13 protein-coding genes are annotated in these 14,646 nt (G+C 65.4%); 2 read left to right on the top strand and 11 right to left on the bottom strand.

From position 1 onward, the window contains the following. Positions 1-45: 45 nt before the first annotated feature. From AB4061_RS02785 to phaC, 9 genes are all read right to left on the bottom strand, one after another. Positions 46-1,272, bottom strand: a complete 1,227-nt coding sequence (locus AB4061_RS02785; protein ID WP_441630685.1) for a cystathionine beta-lyase — start codon at positions 1,270-1,272, stop codon at positions 46-48. A gap of 106 nt (positions 1,273-1,378) precedes the next feature. Continuing rightward, positions 1,379-2,020 (bottom strand): hypothetical protein, encoded by a 642-nt coding sequence (locus AB4061_RS02780; RefSeq protein ID WP_441630683.1) that lies wholly within the window; start codon positions 2,018-2,020, stop codon positions 1,379-1,381. Positions 2,021-2,069: 49 nt separating this feature from the next. Further along, on the bottom strand, positions 2,070-3,254 hold the full coding sequence (bktB, locus tag AB4061_RS02775) for a beta-ketothiolase BktB (RefSeq protein WP_441630681.1): 1,185 nt from the start codon (positions 3,252-3,254) through the stop codon (positions 2,070-2,072). A 103-nt stretch (positions 3,255-3,357) separates the two neighbouring features. Beyond that, the gene (gene rimO, locus AB4061_RS02770; RefSeq protein WP_052494509.1) at positions 3,358-4,737 is read right to left on the bottom strand and encodes a 30S ribosomal protein S12 methylthiotransferase RimO; all 1,380 of its coding nucleotides are present in this window, start codon (positions 4,735-4,737) and stop codon (positions 3,358-3,360) included. 124 nt (positions 4,738-4,861) lie between these two features. Then, complete coding sequence (locus AB4061_RS02765) at positions 4,862-5,842, bottom strand: tRNA dihydrouridine synthase (RefSeq protein WP_441630678.1); 981 nt, start codon at positions 5,840-5,842, stop codon at positions 4,862-4,864. 388 nt (positions 5,843-6,230) lie between these two features. Next, positions 6,231-6,782, bottom strand: a complete 552-nt coding sequence (gene phaR, locus AB4061_RS02760) for a polyhydroxyalkanoate synthesis repressor PhaR (RefSeq protein ID WP_006155938.1) — start codon at positions 6,780-6,782, stop codon at positions 6,231-6,233. Between the two features lie 396 nt (positions 6,783-7,178). Continuing rightward, on the bottom strand, positions 7,179-7,919 hold the full coding sequence (locus tag AB4061_RS02755; RefSeq protein ID WP_043345337.1) for a 3-ketoacyl-ACP reductase: 741 nt from the start codon (positions 7,917-7,919) through the stop codon (positions 7,179-7,181). 114 nt (positions 7,920-8,033) lie between these two features. Next, complete coding sequence (locus AB4061_RS02750) at positions 8,034-9,215, bottom strand: acetyl-CoA C-acetyltransferase (RefSeq protein ID WP_043345333.1); 1,182 nt, start codon at positions 9,213-9,215, stop codon at positions 8,034-8,036. 76 nt (positions 9,216-9,291) lie between these two features. Next, positions 9,292-11,085, bottom strand: coding sequence for a class I poly(R)-hydroxyalkanoic acid synthase (gene phaC, locus AB4061_RS02745; protein WP_441630676.1), 1,794 nt, complete (start codon positions 11,083-11,085; stop codon positions 9,292-9,294). A gap of 372 nt (positions 11,086-11,457) precedes the next feature. On the opposite strand from phaC, the gene AB4061_RS02740 reads away from it, so the two are divergent. Next, positions 11,458-11,718, top strand: coding sequence for a hypothetical protein (locus tag AB4061_RS02740; RefSeq protein ID WP_441630674.1), 261 nt, complete (start codon positions 11,458-11,460; stop codon positions 11,716-11,718). 13 nt (positions 11,719-11,731) lie between these two features. Here the strand turns inward: AB4061_RS02740 and pgeF are convergent, their stop codons facing one another. Further along, positions 11,732-12,523 carry a peptidoglycan editing factor PgeF gene (gene pgeF / locus AB4061_RS02735; RefSeq protein ID WP_441630672.1) on the bottom strand — a complete coding sequence of 264 codons (792 nt, stop codon included), beginning with the start codon at positions 12,521-12,523 and terminating at the stop codon, positions 11,732-11,734. Beyond that, complete coding sequence (locus AB4061_RS02730; RefSeq protein ID WP_441630670.1) at positions 12,513-13,763, bottom strand: RluA family pseudouridine synthase; 1,251 nt, start codon at positions 13,761-13,763, stop codon at positions 12,513-12,515. The genes pgeF and AB4061_RS02730 overlap by 11 nt, the downstream gene beginning before the upstream one ends. On the opposite strand from AB4061_RS02730, the gene AB4061_RS02725 reads away from it, so the two are divergent. Beyond that, entirely contained in the window at positions 13,747-14,577 is an 831-nt protein-coding gene (locus AB4061_RS02725; protein WP_183031633.1) for an outer membrane protein assembly factor BamD, read from the top strand. The two genes, AB4061_RS02730 and AB4061_RS02725, sit on opposite strands and share 17 nt — an antisense overlap. The last annotated feature ends 69 nt before the right edge of the window (positions 14,578-14,646 follow it).

The following is a 14,646-nucleotide window of genomic DNA, read 5'->3' as shown; positions in this document are numbered from 1 at the left end:
AAAAAAGGGCCGCCCCGGACACAGTCGGGGGCGGCCCTTTTCATTTCATGCCACCAGGCGGGCTTCCATCGCGCCGCGCAGGTCGGCGATCAGGTCGCGGGTATCCTCCAGCCCGATATAGAGGCGTACCAGCTCGCCGGCGTTCTCCCAGCCAACGGGCGGCCAGCTGCCTTGGGGCCGCATGGTCTGGACGTGGTACGGCACTGCCAGGCTATGCGCGCCGCCCCAGGACCAGCCAATCGCGAACAGGCGCAAGGCCTCGACAAAGGCATCGACCTGGGCGCGCGTGTAGCGCGCATGCAGCACGATCGAGAACAGGCCCGTGGCGCCGCTGAAATCGCGCAGCCAGAAGTCGTGGCCGGGACAGTCCGGCAGCGCCGGGTGCATGACCTTGACCACTTCCGGGCGCTGGTTCAGCCACTCGGCCACTTCGCGCGCGGCGCGGTCGTGCGCCGCCAGCCTGACCGGCATGCTCGGCAGCGAGCGCAGCACCAGATAGCAGTCGTCGGCCGACACGCCCCAGCCCATCAGCATGCGGGTGCGCTTGATGCGGTCGTGGAGTTTATCGTCTGCGGTCAGCACCGCGCCCATCAGCACGTCGCTGCCGCCCGACTGGTATTTGGTAAGCGCCTGCACCGAGATGTCGATGCCCTTGTCGAACGGCCGGAAATATACGCCGGCGGACCAGGTGTTATCGATGGCGGTGAGCACCCCGCGCGCCTTTGCCGCGGCCACGATGGCCTCGGTGTCGGGGATTTCCATCGTCACCGAGCCCGGCGACTCCATCCAGATCAGACGGGTGTTGGGGCGGATCAGCCCGGCAATGCCCGCGCCGATCATGGGGTCGTAATAGCGGACGGAGACACCGAAGTCCCGTGCCAGCCATTCGCCGTGCTCGCGGTTGGGGCCGTAGACGTTATCCGGGACGAGCACGTCGTCGCCCGACTTGACCAAGGCGAAGTAGACCTGCGAGATCGCGGCCAGCCCCGACGGCAGCAACAGCGTATGGCGCGCGCCTTCGATCAGCGCGAGGTGCTGGCACAGCGCCTCGCTGGTGGGCGTGGCGTGCAGGCCATAGCGCCAGTAGGTGGTGGCACCGTCGCCATGCGCGCGCAGCTCCGCCAGGTTGCGGAACACCACGGTGGAACCACGATGGGTAGCTTGGGAAAACGAGGCGAACCCCGGCGCGATATCCAGCTCTGGCTGGACGGCCATGGTCGCCAGGTAGGCGGGTTGGGAAGCGGGCTGCTCGGGTGGCTGGCGGTCGGACACGGCGATTCCTTGTCTGGCGATAACTCGATGAACGGTCGAGCTTACCAGCATTCGGGTGCGCGTTGGCCCACCTGGCGGGCCCGCCCCTGTCCACCCCGGCTTGACGCTACCGGCCGGAAATCGAGGACTTCGGCGCGGGCGGGGCGTAGGTAATGCCGCTGTTGGGGGTCATGTCGAAGGGCGGGATCACCAGCACGCCCAGTGGCCGGATCATGAAGGGGAGCACGATGGCCGGGTTGACCGGATCGGTCCAGTTGCCGTGCACGATGCCGGCACCGTCGATGGTGCCTTCCCAGTTGCCCGTGACATGCGTGCCGTCATTGGACTCCTCCATCAGGAAAGCGCCGTTCTCGAATTCGCCGGCCAGCAACCGCACACCGCCGGCACGGCCAACGCTGTACTCACCGCGCACGCTGTCGCGCTCGTCGGGCTTGGGGCCCAGGCGCAGGCGCACCGGCTGGTCGCCGAGCGTGCCCACGTAGACCGGCAGCGATGCGTACTCCGGCCGCGGCGCGAGCGCCTTGGGCGCGGGCCCGGTCGAAAGCTGCGTACCGCGCCGCGACTCGCCCTCGCGGATGGCCTGGTTGATCCCGAAACCCTGCACCTGGCTGGCATCGCTGGCGACATTGGCGGTGCCGGGCGTGCCGGTGGACAGCTCGGTACCGCCGGCGGCCAGCGCGGCGCCGGCCAGCGTTGCCGCGGCCAGCCCGGCTGCCAGGGACAGGGAAACGGGAAGTGGCAAGGACATGGACAAAGGCAAGGACAGAGTCGCTACGCGCCGCAAGGCAGCCTCAGGTTCAGAGTCGTTCGAAAATCGCCGCGATGCCCTGGCCACCGCCAATGCACATGGTCACCAGTGCATAGCGGCCTTGCACGCGTTGCAGCTCATACAAGGCCTTGACGGTGATCAGCGCGCCGGTGGCGCCGATCGGGTGGCCCAGGGAGATGCCCGAGCCGTTCGGGTTGACCTTGGCCGGATCGAGGCCGAGCGCCTTGGTGACTGCGCAGGCTTGCGCGGCAAAGGCTTCATTGGCTTCGATCACGTCGAGGTCAGCCACGGTCAGGCCAGCACGTTCCAGTGCCTTCTTGGTGGCCGGCACGGGACCGATGCCCATGGTCTTGGGATCGACGCCGGCATGCGCATAGGAGACCAGGCGCGCCATCGGCTTGAGGCCGCGCTTCTCGGCCTCGGCACGCTCCATCAGCACCACCGCGGCGGCGGCATCGTTCAAGCCCGAGGCGTTGCCCGCGGTTACCGTGCCGTTCTCCTTGACGAAGACCGGCTTGAGCTTGGTCATGTCTTCCAGGACCGCGTCGTGGCGCACGTGCTCGTCGGTGTCGAAGGTCACGTCGCCCTTGCGGCCCTTCAGCGTGACCGGCAGGATCTGGTCCTTGAAGTGGCCCGCGCGGATCGCCACCGATGCGCGGCGGTGCGACTCCAGCGCGGCTTCGTCCTGCTGGCCGCGGGAAATGTCGTATTCCTTGGCCACATTCTCGGCGGTGACGCCCATGTGGATGCCGTGGAACGGGTCGTGCAGCGCACCCAGCATCATGTCGAGCATCTTGGCGTCGCCCATGCGTGCGCCCCAGCGGGCCGACTGCGCCAGATACGGTGCACGGCTCATGCTCTCCGCGCCGCCGCCGATGGCCACATCGGCATCGCCCAGCAGGATGGTCTGCGCCGCGCTGACGATGGCCTGCAGGCCCGAGCCGCACAGGCGGTTGACGGTCAGGGCCGGCGCGTCGATGGTGACGCCGCCCTCCACTGCCGCCACCCGGCCAAGGTACATATCCCGGGGCTCGGTCTGGATGACGTTGCCGAACACCACATGGCCGACGTCGTCGCCGCTGACCTGCGCGCGGGCCAGCGCTTCGCGCACGACCATGGCGCCCATCTGGGTCGGGGAAAGATCCTTCAGGCTGCCGCCAAAGGTACCGATCGCGGTCCGAACGCCGCTCACCACCACCACTTCACGTGTCATTTTGTGTCTCCTGGGCTGATGTTGCAGCGCACAGTATAGCGGCGCGCACGCCAAAACGAACGATCGTACTTTTACCTATCCGGACCGACGGCTGCTGGCAGCCTCAGACTTCGCCCCACAAGTCGTGGCCATCCGCGCCGGTGATCTTCACCGAGACGAATTCGCCGACCTTGTAGCGCGGCGCGCCCTGCGCCGGCGGGTCGATATAGACCAGGCCGTCGATCTCCGGCGCGTCGGCCGACGAGCGGCCGATGCCGCCGTCCTGGTTGATCTCGTCGACCAGCACGCGCAGGGTCTGGCCGACCTTGCGCTGCAGGCGCCGGGCGGACACTTCCTCGGCCACTTCCATGAAGCGCGCGCGGCGCTCTTCGCGGACTTCGTCGGGCAAGGCGCCCGGCAGGTCGTTGGCCGTGGCGCCGTCCACCGGCGAATAGGCGAAGCAGCCCACGCGGTCCAGCTCAGCTTCGGCGATGAAGTCCAGCAGCGTCTGGAACTCTTCCTCGGTCTCGCCGGGGAAGCCCGCGATAAAGGTGCTGCGGATGGTCAGCTCGGGGCAGATCTTGCGCCAGGCCCGGATGCGGTCCATGGTCTTTTCGGCGTTGGCCGGGCGCTTCATGCGCTTGAGCACGTCCGGGTGGGCGTGCTGCAGCGGCACGTCCAGGTAAGGCAGCACGTGCCCTTGCGACATCAGCGGAATGATCTCGTCGACGTGCGGGTACGGGTACACGTAGTGCAGGCGCACCCAGGCGCCGTACTTGGCAGCCAGCTCACCCAGTGCGCCGACCAGCTCGGTCATGCGCGTCTTGAGCGGACGGCCGTCCCAGAAGCCGGTGCGGTACTTCACGTCCACGCCGTAGGCGCTGGTGTCTTGCGAGATCACCAGCAGTTCCTTGACGCCCGACTTGAACAGGTTCTCGGCCTCCAGCATGACTTCCGCCACCGGGCGCGAGACCAGGTCGCCGCGCATCGACGGGATGATGCAGAAGGAGCAGCGATGGTTGCAGCCCTCGGAAATCTTCAGGTAGGCGTAGTGCTTGGGCGTGAGCTTGATGCCGGCGGCCGGCACCAGGTCCATGAACGGGTCATGCGGCTTGGGCAGGTGCGTGTGCACGGCCTGCATCACCTCGCCCAGCGCGTGCGGGCCGGTCACGGCCAGCACCTTCGGGTGCACGGACGTGATGATGTCCTCACCCGCGGCGTTCTTCTTGGCACCCAGGCAGCCGGTGACGATCACCTTGCCGTTCTCGGCCAGTGCCTCGCCGATCGCATCCAGGCTTTCCTGCACGGCTTCGTCGATAAAACCGCAGGTATTGACGACCACCAGGTCGGCGCCGTCATAGGTGCCGCTGATGGCATAGCCCTCGGCGCGCAGCTGGGTAATGATCTGCTCGGAATCCACAAGTGCCTTTGGACATCCAAGGCTTACGAATCCCACATTTGGAATATGGTCTTTCTTGATCGTTGATTCTGAAGGGTTTTTCACGGTTACTTCCAAATGTGGGGCAAGCAGGGCGGGACATGGCCGCCCGGCGGTTCAAAGCCAATCGCGCATTTTAACCGCTCGCCCAAGTTTCTCGGCGCCTGATCCCCGACATGTCTTCGTAAACCTATCGCGACGAGGATGACATCGCTGGCATGCCCGCCAGGGCGCTCTCGATCACCGCCTGGATCGAAAGCGCATCATGCAGGCGCCGGATGGCCGCATGCAGTTCGGCGGCCTCGGGCCAGGTCCGCTTCAGATAACTGAGCCACAGTTTGACGCGCCCGTGCTCATGCAGGCATTCCGCATTGGCCTGCAGTTTCTTCAGGTAGTCGGCGATATGACGGAGCACGGCCGGCCATTCCTCGCCGGAGGCCGACCTGTCCATCAGGCCGCGTATGCGCAAGGCCAGGAACGGATCGGACACGGCGCCCCGCCCGATCATCACGTCGGCACAGCCGCTGACAGCCCGGCATCGCTCCCAGTCGGCAACCGTCCAGACTTCGCCGTTGGCAACAACCGGCACGTCCACAGCAGCATCGATCCGCGCGATCCACTCCCAGTGTGCGGGAGGCCGGTAGCCATGATCGCGCGTCCTGGCATGCACGACGAGCGAGGCTGCGCCGCCTTCCGCCAGCGCCGTGGCGCAGTCGATCGCCAGCGCGGTATCGGACACGCCGAGCCGCATCTTGGCTGTCACGGCGATGTTTGCGGGCACTGCGGCGCGAACGGACAACACGATCCGGTTCAGCAGTTCAGGGTCCGCCAGTAGCATGGCCCCGCCGCCGTGCCGGTTGACGACTTTGGCGGGGCAGCCGAAATTCAGGTCGATGCCATGCGGCGACACGGTAGCAGCCTGGGCCGCATTGACCGCCAGCCATTCGGGATCGCTCCCGAGCAGTTGGATCACCATCGGTGTGCCGCCTGGGGTATGGCCGCCGTGGAGGATTTCCGGTGTGTCCCTCTCGTAGACGCGCTCGGGAAGCAAGGAGCCCGTCACCCTGACGAACTCGGACACACATCCGTCGTATCCTCCCGAGCCGGTCAGCACGTCGCGCAGCACATAATCAGCAAGCCCCTCCATGGGGGCAAGAAACAGCCGGCTCATGCGAAATCTGGCGTCGATGCCGGAAAACGGGAAAACGCCAAACCAACCGTCGGAACGGGCGTGGCCTCGGCGGCAAGCGCCTGGCGAATGTCTTGGGTTGCGGAGGGCATTGGGATTCGCGCTGTGCAGGCGAGTCCGCAGTATGAATCGCCACATTTGACAGGGGTAGCAGCCGCGGTGATTCCGCGCGTTACCCGAATCTGCGTGATTTTAACCGATCGCCCCGGTCAGCGAAGGAAGGTCATGCGTGTGCCGGGAATTCGCCTCCACGACAGCCCGGCCTGAAGCCACTTTGCGGGAAAGGAGGTCGCCGGCGCCGCGAGGGTTTCATGCGTTCCCCGGGGGGGGAATGGGAACGCGCAATAGGCCGGCGCGGCGTGCGCCGGCTCTACTTCTTGTCCGGCTGATTGAACGGGAACGTGCCAAACATGTTCTTGGCCTGGCTTTGCATCTGCTCCTGCATCTGCACGAACAGGTTCTTGCTCTGCTCGATGTAGTTGCTCATCATCCCTTGCATCATCGGGCCCTGCATGTTCATGAACTGGGACCACATGTCGGGGCTGAACGGCTCGCCCGAGTACAGGCCCTTGGAGTTCTCGGCCAGCTTGCTCTGGATGTCGATGAAGGCCTGGATGTTCTTTTCCAGGTAGGTGCCCATCATGCCCTGCATCGCATGGCCGTAGTACCGGATGATCTGCGACAGCATGGAGCTTGAGAACATCGGCACGCCGCCTGTCTCTTCTTCGAGAATGATCTGCAGGAGGATGCTGCGCGTGAGCTCGTCGCCGGACTTGGCGTCGATCACTTTGAAGTCTTCGGTATCCATCACGAGCTGCTTGACATCGGCTAGCGTGATGTAGGTGCTGGTCTGCGTGTCGTAGAGCCGGCGGTTTGGATACTTCTTGATCAGTCGCTCTGCGCCTTTCTTGGTGGTAGCCATCGTGCTCTATCCTTTTATCGTCGCTGTTGCATGCTGCTGCACCGCATGCTGTGCGGTGCGCAAATAGGGACCGCCAGCGGGGGATACAACGTGTTGACCTGCAACGCATGATCTATTTTGGTGCGGGCTAGCCGCTGCCCTGATTCTATGCCCAACAAGGCACTATTGAAAGCCGGACCCGTTAAGGAAAACCCGCACGGGGCAAAGGATTGCGGGTGTTTGGGGCCAGCAATGCCGCGCCACGCCCGCGCATTGGTGCGGTGCGGGGTGTGCGATGCAATATTGCTGCGGGGTGAGAGGCCTCCCGGGCGGCCCCGGAAATAAAAAAGGCCCTCCGCAGAGGACCTTCCCGAGACAAGAAACCATCCAGGAAAACGAGGGATGGCTTGCCGGTCATCACCCCATGTGCAGGCCGCCGTTCAGCGAGAAATCCGCGCCAGTCGAGAAACCCGACTCTTCGGACGCCAGCCACGCGCAGATCGAGGCAATTTCTTCCGGCGCGCCCAGGCGCTTGACCGGAATCGTGCCGACGATCTTGTCCAGCACGTCCTGGCGGATCGACTTGACCATATCGGTGGCGATATAGCCCGGCGACACCGTGTTGACGGTCACGCCCTTGGTCGCCACTTCCTGCGCCAGCGCCATGGTGAAGCCGTGCAGGCCAGCCTTGGCGGTGGAGTAGTTGGTCTGGCCAAACTGGCCCTTCTGGCCATTGACCGACGAGATGTTGACGATGCGGCCAAAGCCGCGATCCGCCATGCCGTCGATGACCTGCTTGGTCACGTTGAACAGCGAGGTCAGGTTGGTGTCGATCACGGCATCCCAGTCGGCGCGCGTCATCTTGCGGAACACCACGTCGCGCGTGATGCCGGCGTTGTTGATCAGGATGTCGACCTCGCCCACTTCGGCCTTGACCTTGTCGAACGCGGCTTTGGTCGAATCCCAGTCGGCAACATTGCCTTCCGAGGCGACGAAATCGAAGCCCAGGGCCTTCTGCTGCTCGAGCCATTTTTCGCGGCGCGGCGAGTTGGGGCCGCAACCGGCCACGACCTTGTAGCCATCTTTGGCCAGACGCTGGCAGATGGCCGTTCCAATGCCGCCCATGCCACCGGTTACGTATGCAATGCGCTGAGTCATATCTACTCCTTGATGGCTAGTTTTTATTGACGCCGGCGGCGGGAAGCCCCCCTCGCCGGCACACCCCTCAGACCGGCCTGCGCGCTTGTTCGCTGCGGCAAGCCCGGCAAATCGTCACTTGCGTTCCACAGCCAGCGCCACACCCATGCCGCCGCCGATGCACAGCGAGGCCAGGCCCTTGTGGGCGTCGCGGCGCTTCATTTCGTGCAGCAGCGTGACCAGGATGCGGCAGCCCGACGCACCGATCGGGTGGCCAATCGCGATGGCGCCGCCGTTGACGTTGACCTTGGACGTATCCCAGCCCATCTGCTTGTGCACGGCCAGGGCCTGGGCGGCGAAGGCTTCGTTGATTTCCATCAGGTCGAGCTCTTCCACGCTCCAGCCGGCGCGCGACAGGCAGCGCTTGGACGCAGGCACCGGGCCCATGCCCATCACCTTGGGATCGACACCGGCGGTGCCGTAGGCGCGGATCGTGGCCAGCGGGGTCAGGCCGAGTTCCTTGGCCTTGGCTGCCGACATGACCACCACCGCGGCGGCGCCGTCGTTCAGGCCCGAGGCGTTGGCGGCAGTCACCGAACCCGCCTTGTCGAAGGCGGGCTTGAGGCCAGCCAGCGCGTCTTGCGTGACACCGTGGCGCACGAACTCATCGGTGGCGAACATCACCGGGTCGCCCTTGCGCTGGGGAATCGGCACCGGCACGATTTCCTCGTCGAACTTGCCGGCCTTCTGCGCGGCTTCCGCCTTGTTCTGCGAACCGGCCGCGAACGCGTCCTGGGCTTCGCGCGTGATGCCGTATTCCTTGGCCACGTTCTCGGCGGTGACGCCCATGTGGTACTGGTTGTAGACGTCCCACAGGCCGTCCACGATCATGCTGTCGATCAGCTTGGCGTCGCCCATGCGGAAGCCATCGCGCGAGCCCGGCAGCACGTGTGGCGCGGCGCTCATGTTTTCCTGGCCACCGGCCACCACGATCTCGGCATCGCCCGCGGCAATCGCGTTGGCTGCCAGCATCACGGCCTTCAGGCCGGAGCCGCAGACCTTGTTGATGGTCATGGCCGGCACCATCACGGGCAGGCCAGCCTTCAGCGCTGCCTGGCGCGCCGGGTTCTGGCCGGAGCCGGCCGTCAGCACCTGGCCCATGATGACTTCGCTGACCTGCTCGGGCTTGACGCCGGCACGCTCAAGCGCAGCCTTGATGACGATGGCGCCCAGCTCAGGCGCGGGAATCTTGGCGAGCGAGCCGCCGAACTTGCCCACCGCGGTACGGGCAGCGGAAACGATGACAATGTCAGTCATTGGGAGGTCCTCTCGAGTTGGATGCAAATAAGGGGTGAAAGAGGCCGGCCCCGCACGGCGCCGGCCCGGACAAATCCTATGCCTTCGCCTTGACGTAGCGGCCCGGTGCCGGCTCGATCGCGTGGTAGTCCTTGTTGCCGTAGTCGGCAGGGGCCGCCTTGCGCGCGCCGGCGTGCTTGGCCAGCCAGGCCGCCCAGTCCGGCCACCAGCTGCCGGCATGCTCGGCGGCGCCGTCGAACCACTCCTGCGCCGAAGCCGGGAGCTTGTCGTTGGTCCAGTGGCTGCGCTTCTTCTTGGCCGGCGGGTTGATCACGCCGGCGATATGGCCCGACGCGCCCAGCACGAAACGCAGCTTGTTCTTGAGCAACGCGGTAGAGGCGTAGGCCGACATCCAGGGCACGATGTGGTCTTCACGCGAGCCGTAGACGTAAGTTGGCACGTCGATGCTGCCCAGGTCCACCGGCGCGTTGCACACGGTCAGCTTGCCCGGCACCTTGAGCTCGTTCTGCAGGTAGGTATGGCGCAGGTACCAGCAATACCAGGGGCCCGGCAGGTTGGTGGCGTCGCCGTTCCAGAACAGCAGGTCGAACGGGACCGGCGTATTGCCCTTCAGGTAGTTGTCGACGACATAGTTCCAGACCAGGTCGTTGGGACGCAGGAACGAGAACGTGTTGGCCAGTTCCACGCCACGCAGCAGCGCGCAGGGCGTGCCCGCCGCGCCACCCAAGGTGGTTTCGCGCAGTTTGACATGGGCCTCGTCGACGAACACATCGAGCACGCCGGTATCGGCGAAATCGAGCAGCGTGGTCAGCAGCGTCAGGCTGGCGGCGGGACGCTCGCCGCGCTTGGCCAGCACCGCCAGCGCCGTGGAGACGATGGTGCCGCCCACGCAGAAGCCCAGCACGTTGATCTGGTCCTGGCCGCTGATCTCGCGCGTGACTTCGATGGCGCGGATGGCGGCATGCTCGATGTAGTCATCCCAGCTGAGCTCGGCCATCGAGGCATCCGGATTGCGCCAGGAAACCATGTAGACGGTATGGCCCTGCTCCACCATGTAGTGCACCAGCGAGGTCTGCGGCTGCAGGTCGAGGATGTAGTACTTGTTGATGCAAGGCGGCACAAGCAGCAGCGGGCGCGCAAACACGTTGTCGGTGACGGGCTTGTACTGAAGCAGCTGGAAGTAGGCGTTCTCGTAGACCACCGCGCCTTCGGTCACGGCCACGTTGCGGCCCACTTCGAAGGCGGATTCGTCGGTCTGCGAGATCTTGCCGCGGCCAAGGTCGTCGAGCATGTTGCGCACGCCGGCCCGCAGCGATTCGCCGCCGGAGTCGATCAGCTTTTTCTGCGCCTCCGGATTGGTGGCGAGGAAATTGGCCGGCGACATGGCGTCAACCCATTGCGAGATCGCAAAACGGATGCGCTGGCGGGTCTTGGCATCGGCTTCGACCGCGCCCGCCAGCTCATTCATGGCGCGCGCATTGATCAGGTAGAAAGCGGCGGCGTAGTGAAACGCCGCGCTGCTGCGCCAGGCATCGCCGGAAAAGCGGCGATCGGCCAGGGCCGTGGCGGGATTGGCGCCGCCCTCGGCCATGCTTCGCCAGAGCGCGGTGAAGTCCTTCATGTAGCGTTGCTGGATGTCGGCCAGTTGATCGGGCGCGATTTTCACGCCCGCCATGGCGGAACCCTTCAATGCCTCGAAACCGGGGATAAATGGCATGCCAGGCATGCCCTGCTGGGTCGTCGCACCGTTCGCCTGTGCCTGACGGGACCATTCCAGCCATGTCGCTGGATCAAATGGCCCCGAAGCAAATGAAAACGGTTGGGACTTGTCTTCCTTGGTGGAAGCTGCCGCACCTTTGCCGGTTGCCATGATGTTTCGTCTCTCTGCCGTCACTTATTTGAAAGCTGGCTGGGCGGCGTACCACCACCGCGGGGCTCTCCCCCGCCGCCAGCCTCGGAACCGGTCCGCGCTGACGCCCTCGGCTGGTGACGTCATGCGGTATGCTTGCCGGACACGCCGCGCCGCAGACCTGAACGTCCCGGCGGAGCCTGCGAATGCCTGCCAGCACACAGCCTTGCAGTGCATTCGAGGCCATTGTTGCCTTGCAATGTTATGCCTGTCAATGCGGAAAAATGCGCGGACCGGCGCTAACGGCAAAATGCGCTCAGCGCGAACCTGCGAGCCTCCCTTTGGCGCCACTCCGGCCACGGGGCTAGCTTGCCCGAGAAGGATGACTTTCTGATGTACATCGTTGCAATCGGTTGGCTGTATGTGGTCCTGATGATGGCCATTACCGAGCATACCGTGGTCGCGGGACTGGCCACGTTCGTCTTTTACGGCCTGTTCCCGGTGGCGATCCTGGTGTACATCATGGGCACCCCGGGGCGCCTGCGCCGGCGCAAGGCAGAGGAAACCAGGCAGGCGAAGAGCGCGCAAGCGCCCTCCGGCTCCGCGGAGCCTGCAGAATCCGCGGGGCCGGAACAGCCGCCTGCCAGGGACTGACGCTGGGAGAGTTTCAGGCGGCCAGCCAGACCAGGCTGGCCATGCGCCCCGTGACGCCGTCGCGCCGGTAGGAGTAGAAGCGCTGCGCATCGCCAACGGTGCAGGCGTCGCCGCCGTACACCGCGGTGCAGCCGGCGCGGGCCAGGCGGATGCGGGCCAGCGCGTAGATATCGGCGAAGTACTTGCCGTCTGCGCCTGCGCGGAAGGCAAGATCCACCTGCGCCGTCTCGTCAGGCCGCGCCTGGACCAGGAATGCCTGCCGGACTTCGGCGCCGACCTCGAAGGCATCGGGGCCGATGGCCGGCCCGAGCCAGGCCAGCCATTGCGCCTGCGCGCCAGCCTGCTCGCCCATGCGCGCCAGGGTTGCCTCGATCACGCCACCACACAGCCCGCGCCAGCCGGCGTGCGCGGCGCCAACCACCGTGCCGGCACGGTCGCACAGCAGCACGGGCAGGCAATCGGCGGTCATCACCGCACAGACCCGGCCAGCGGTCGTGGCAATGCAGGCATCCGCCTGCGGAACCACGCCATCGGCGGCAAACTGGTCCTCGGTGGCAATCGCGCAGCCATGCACCTGCTCCAGCCAGCCCGGCACGGCCGGCAGCCGCGCGGCCAGCCGTGAGCGGTTGGCCGCGACCGCGGCGGCATCGTCGCCCACATGGGTGCCGAGGTTCAGCCCGCCAGGGCTGCCGTCAGCCAGGCCGTAGGGGCCCTCGCTGACACCGCCCTGGCGGGTGGTGGACAACGCGCGCACCCGCGCCGGCGCCGGCCAGTCGGGGACCAGCCAAGGCGCCTCAGTCGTCATCGCCGTATTCCCACGCACCGTCCTCGCCTTCCGTCCAGCCGTCGTCCTCGTCTTCGTCGTCGGCACGGTCAAAGTCGAGCGCTTCGATCAGCGCCTGCAAGTCATCGGGTGGCTGCGCTTCCCAAGATGCGAGCTTGCCGGTGGCCGGGTGCACCAGCCCAAGCCGGAAGGCGTGGAGGGCCTGGCGCGCCAGCGGCACCGGCAGCGGCGCCTTGATGGCCGGACGCTGGCCGCGCTGGGTGGCGGCGCGGTGATAGACCGGGTCGCCTACCATCGGGTGGCCGATCGACTCGAAGTGGACGCGAATCTGGTGGGTGCGGCCGGTTTCGAGCTGGCACATCACCATCGAGACATGGCCGCGCCCGAGCGGCACCGTGCCAAGGGTACGGAAATGGGTGCGCGAGGGCTTGCCGCTGTTGGTGAGCACGATCGCCATGCGGATCCGCTCGCGCGGATCGCGGCCGATCGGCGCATCGATGGTGCCGGACTCAGGCGTCTCGCCCCACACCAGCGCCAGGTAGCTGCGCTTGACGGTACGCGCCTGCAGCTGGCGCACCAGGTCGGTCTGGGCGGTCAGCGTGCGGGCCACCACCATCAGCCCTGATGTTTCCTTGTCGAGCCGGTGGACGATGCCCGCACGCGGCAGGCTTGCAGCTTCCGGGTAGCGGTGCAGCAGGCCGTTTAGCACCGTGCCGCCCCAATTGCCGGCGGCAGGATGGACCACCAGGCCGGCGGGCTTGTCGATGACCAGCAGCGTGGCGTCCTCGTACACGACGTTGAGCGGCACGTCTTCGGCCACGAAGGCGCGCGACTCTGCCGCCGCCTGCGGACGGACCACGACACGCTCGCCCATCTGCACGGAGGACTTGGAGCGGCGCACCTCGCCGTCGACCAGCACCGCCCCGTTCTCGATCCATTGCTGGAGGCGGCTGCGCGAGAAGCCGTTGAGGTGGCGTGCCAACAACTTATCGAGGCGCTCGCCGTGTGATGCGCCATCGACTTCGATCTCTACCGGCTGCATTTCCAATTCGATTGGAGATGCCTCCGTTCCTGCCTCCAGGCCGCCTAGCGCGGCCACATCGGTCAGGTCTTCCAGGTCCTCCACCTCGTTCAAGATGTCGGTTGAATCGGCAGCTTGCTGCTCGATGCCCTTGGCGGCGGTTTCCGGCAAGGGGCTTGGGCTATAATGCTTGACGCTATTTTTCATCCGGGATACGTTGCCCATGCAATTGATGAGCATGAAGCGCGCCAGCTGGCGCGCAAGAATTGGAGCGATTCTGCTCGCAGGCGGCTGCGTCATGCTATCGGCGTGCGGCCTGCTGTCGGATCAACCAGACGAAACTGCCGGCTGGTCGGCTAACAAATTATATTCGGAAGCCAAGGACGCACTAGATTCCGGCGACTTTACCCGAGCTGTGAAGCTGTACGAGAAGCTGGAGGGACGTTATCCCTTCGGCCGTTTCGCCCAGCAGGCACAGATCGATACCGCCTACGCCAACTACAAGGACGGCGAAACCGCCGCCGCGCTTGCCTCGGTCGACCGCTTCATCCAGTTGCATCCGAATCACCCGAACGTGGATTATGCCTATTACCTGAAGGGCCTGATCAACTTCAATGACAATTTGGGCTGGCTTGGCCGTTTTTCCGGCCAGGATCTGAGCGAGCGTGACCCCAAGGCCGCGCGCGCTGCTTATGACGCCTTCAACACGCTGGTCACGCGCTTCCCGGACAGCAAGTACACGACGGATGCTGCCGCACGCATGCAATACATCGTGAACTCGCTGGCCCAGCACGAGGTCCATGCGGCACGCTACTACTACCGCCGCGGCGCCTACCTGGCCGCTGCAAACCGGGCCCAGCAGGCGCTCAAGGACTATGACGGCGCGCCGGCCAACGAGGAAGCGCTGTACATCATGATCCGCTCGTACGATTCGCTGGGCATGAAGGACTTGCGCGACGATACCGCCCGCGTGATGGAAAAGAACTTCCCCAACAGCGATTACATCAAGTACGGGGAACGCCGCAAGGACAAGTCCTGGTGGGAAGTGTTCTGAACGTCAGGCACGGCGCTTGAGTGCGCTGGCAACAAAAAACCCGATCGAAAGATCGGGTTTTTTGTTTGT

Origin of the sequence: Cupriavidus sp. YAF13 (genome assembly GCF_052113425.1) — a bacterium.
Lineage (GTDB): Bacteria > Pseudomonadota > Gammaproteobacteria > Burkholderiales > Burkholderiaceae > Cupriavidus.
This window is presented reverse-complemented; position numbering and strand designations above follow the sequence as displayed.

Bases quoted from the DNA above. Each gene is read 5' to 3' on its own strand.
- AB4061_RS02730 (WP_441630670.1), bottom strand. From the start codon at position 13,763: ATGCTCATCAATTGCATGGGCAACGTATCCCGGATGAAAAATAGCGTC.
- phaC (WP_441630676.1), bottom strand. From the start codon at position 11,085: ATGGCAACCGGCAAAGGTGCGGCAGCTTCCACCAAGGAAGACAAGTCC.
- phaR (WP_006155938.1), bottom strand. From the start codon at position 6,782: ATGGCTACCACCAAGAAAGGCGCAGAGCGACTGATCAAGAAGTATCCA.
- AB4061_RS02765 (WP_441630678.1), bottom strand. From the start codon at position 5,842: ATGAGCCGGCTGTTTCTTGCCCCCATGGAGGGGCTTGCTGATTATGTG.
- AB4061_RS02780 (WP_441630683.1), bottom strand. From the start codon at position 2,020: ATGTCCTTGCCACTTCCCGTTTCCCTGTCCCTGGCAGCCGGGCTGGCC.
- AB4061_RS02725 (WP_183031633.1), top strand. From the start codon at position 13,747: ATGCAATTGATGAGCATGAAGCGCGCCAGCTGGCGCGCAAGAATTGGA.
- bktB (WP_441630681.1), bottom strand. From the start codon at position 3,254: ATGACACGTGAAGTGGTGGTGGTGAGCGGCGTTCGGACCGCGATCGGT.
- AB4061_RS02755 (WP_043345337.1), bottom strand. From the start codon at position 7,919: ATGACTCAGCGCATTGCATACGTAACCGGTGGCATGGGCGGCATTGGA.
- AB4061_RS02750 (WP_043345333.1), bottom strand. From the start codon at position 9,215: ATGACTGACATTGTCATCGTTTCCGCTGCCCGTACCGCGGTGGGCAAG.
- AB4061_RS02740 (WP_441630674.1), top strand. From the start codon at position 11,458: ATGTACATCGTTGCAATCGGTTGGCTGTATGTGGTCCTGATGATGGCC.
- pgeF (WP_441630672.1), bottom strand. From the start codon at position 12,523: ATGACGACTGAGGCGCCTTGGCTGGTCCCCGACTGGCCGGCGCCGGCG.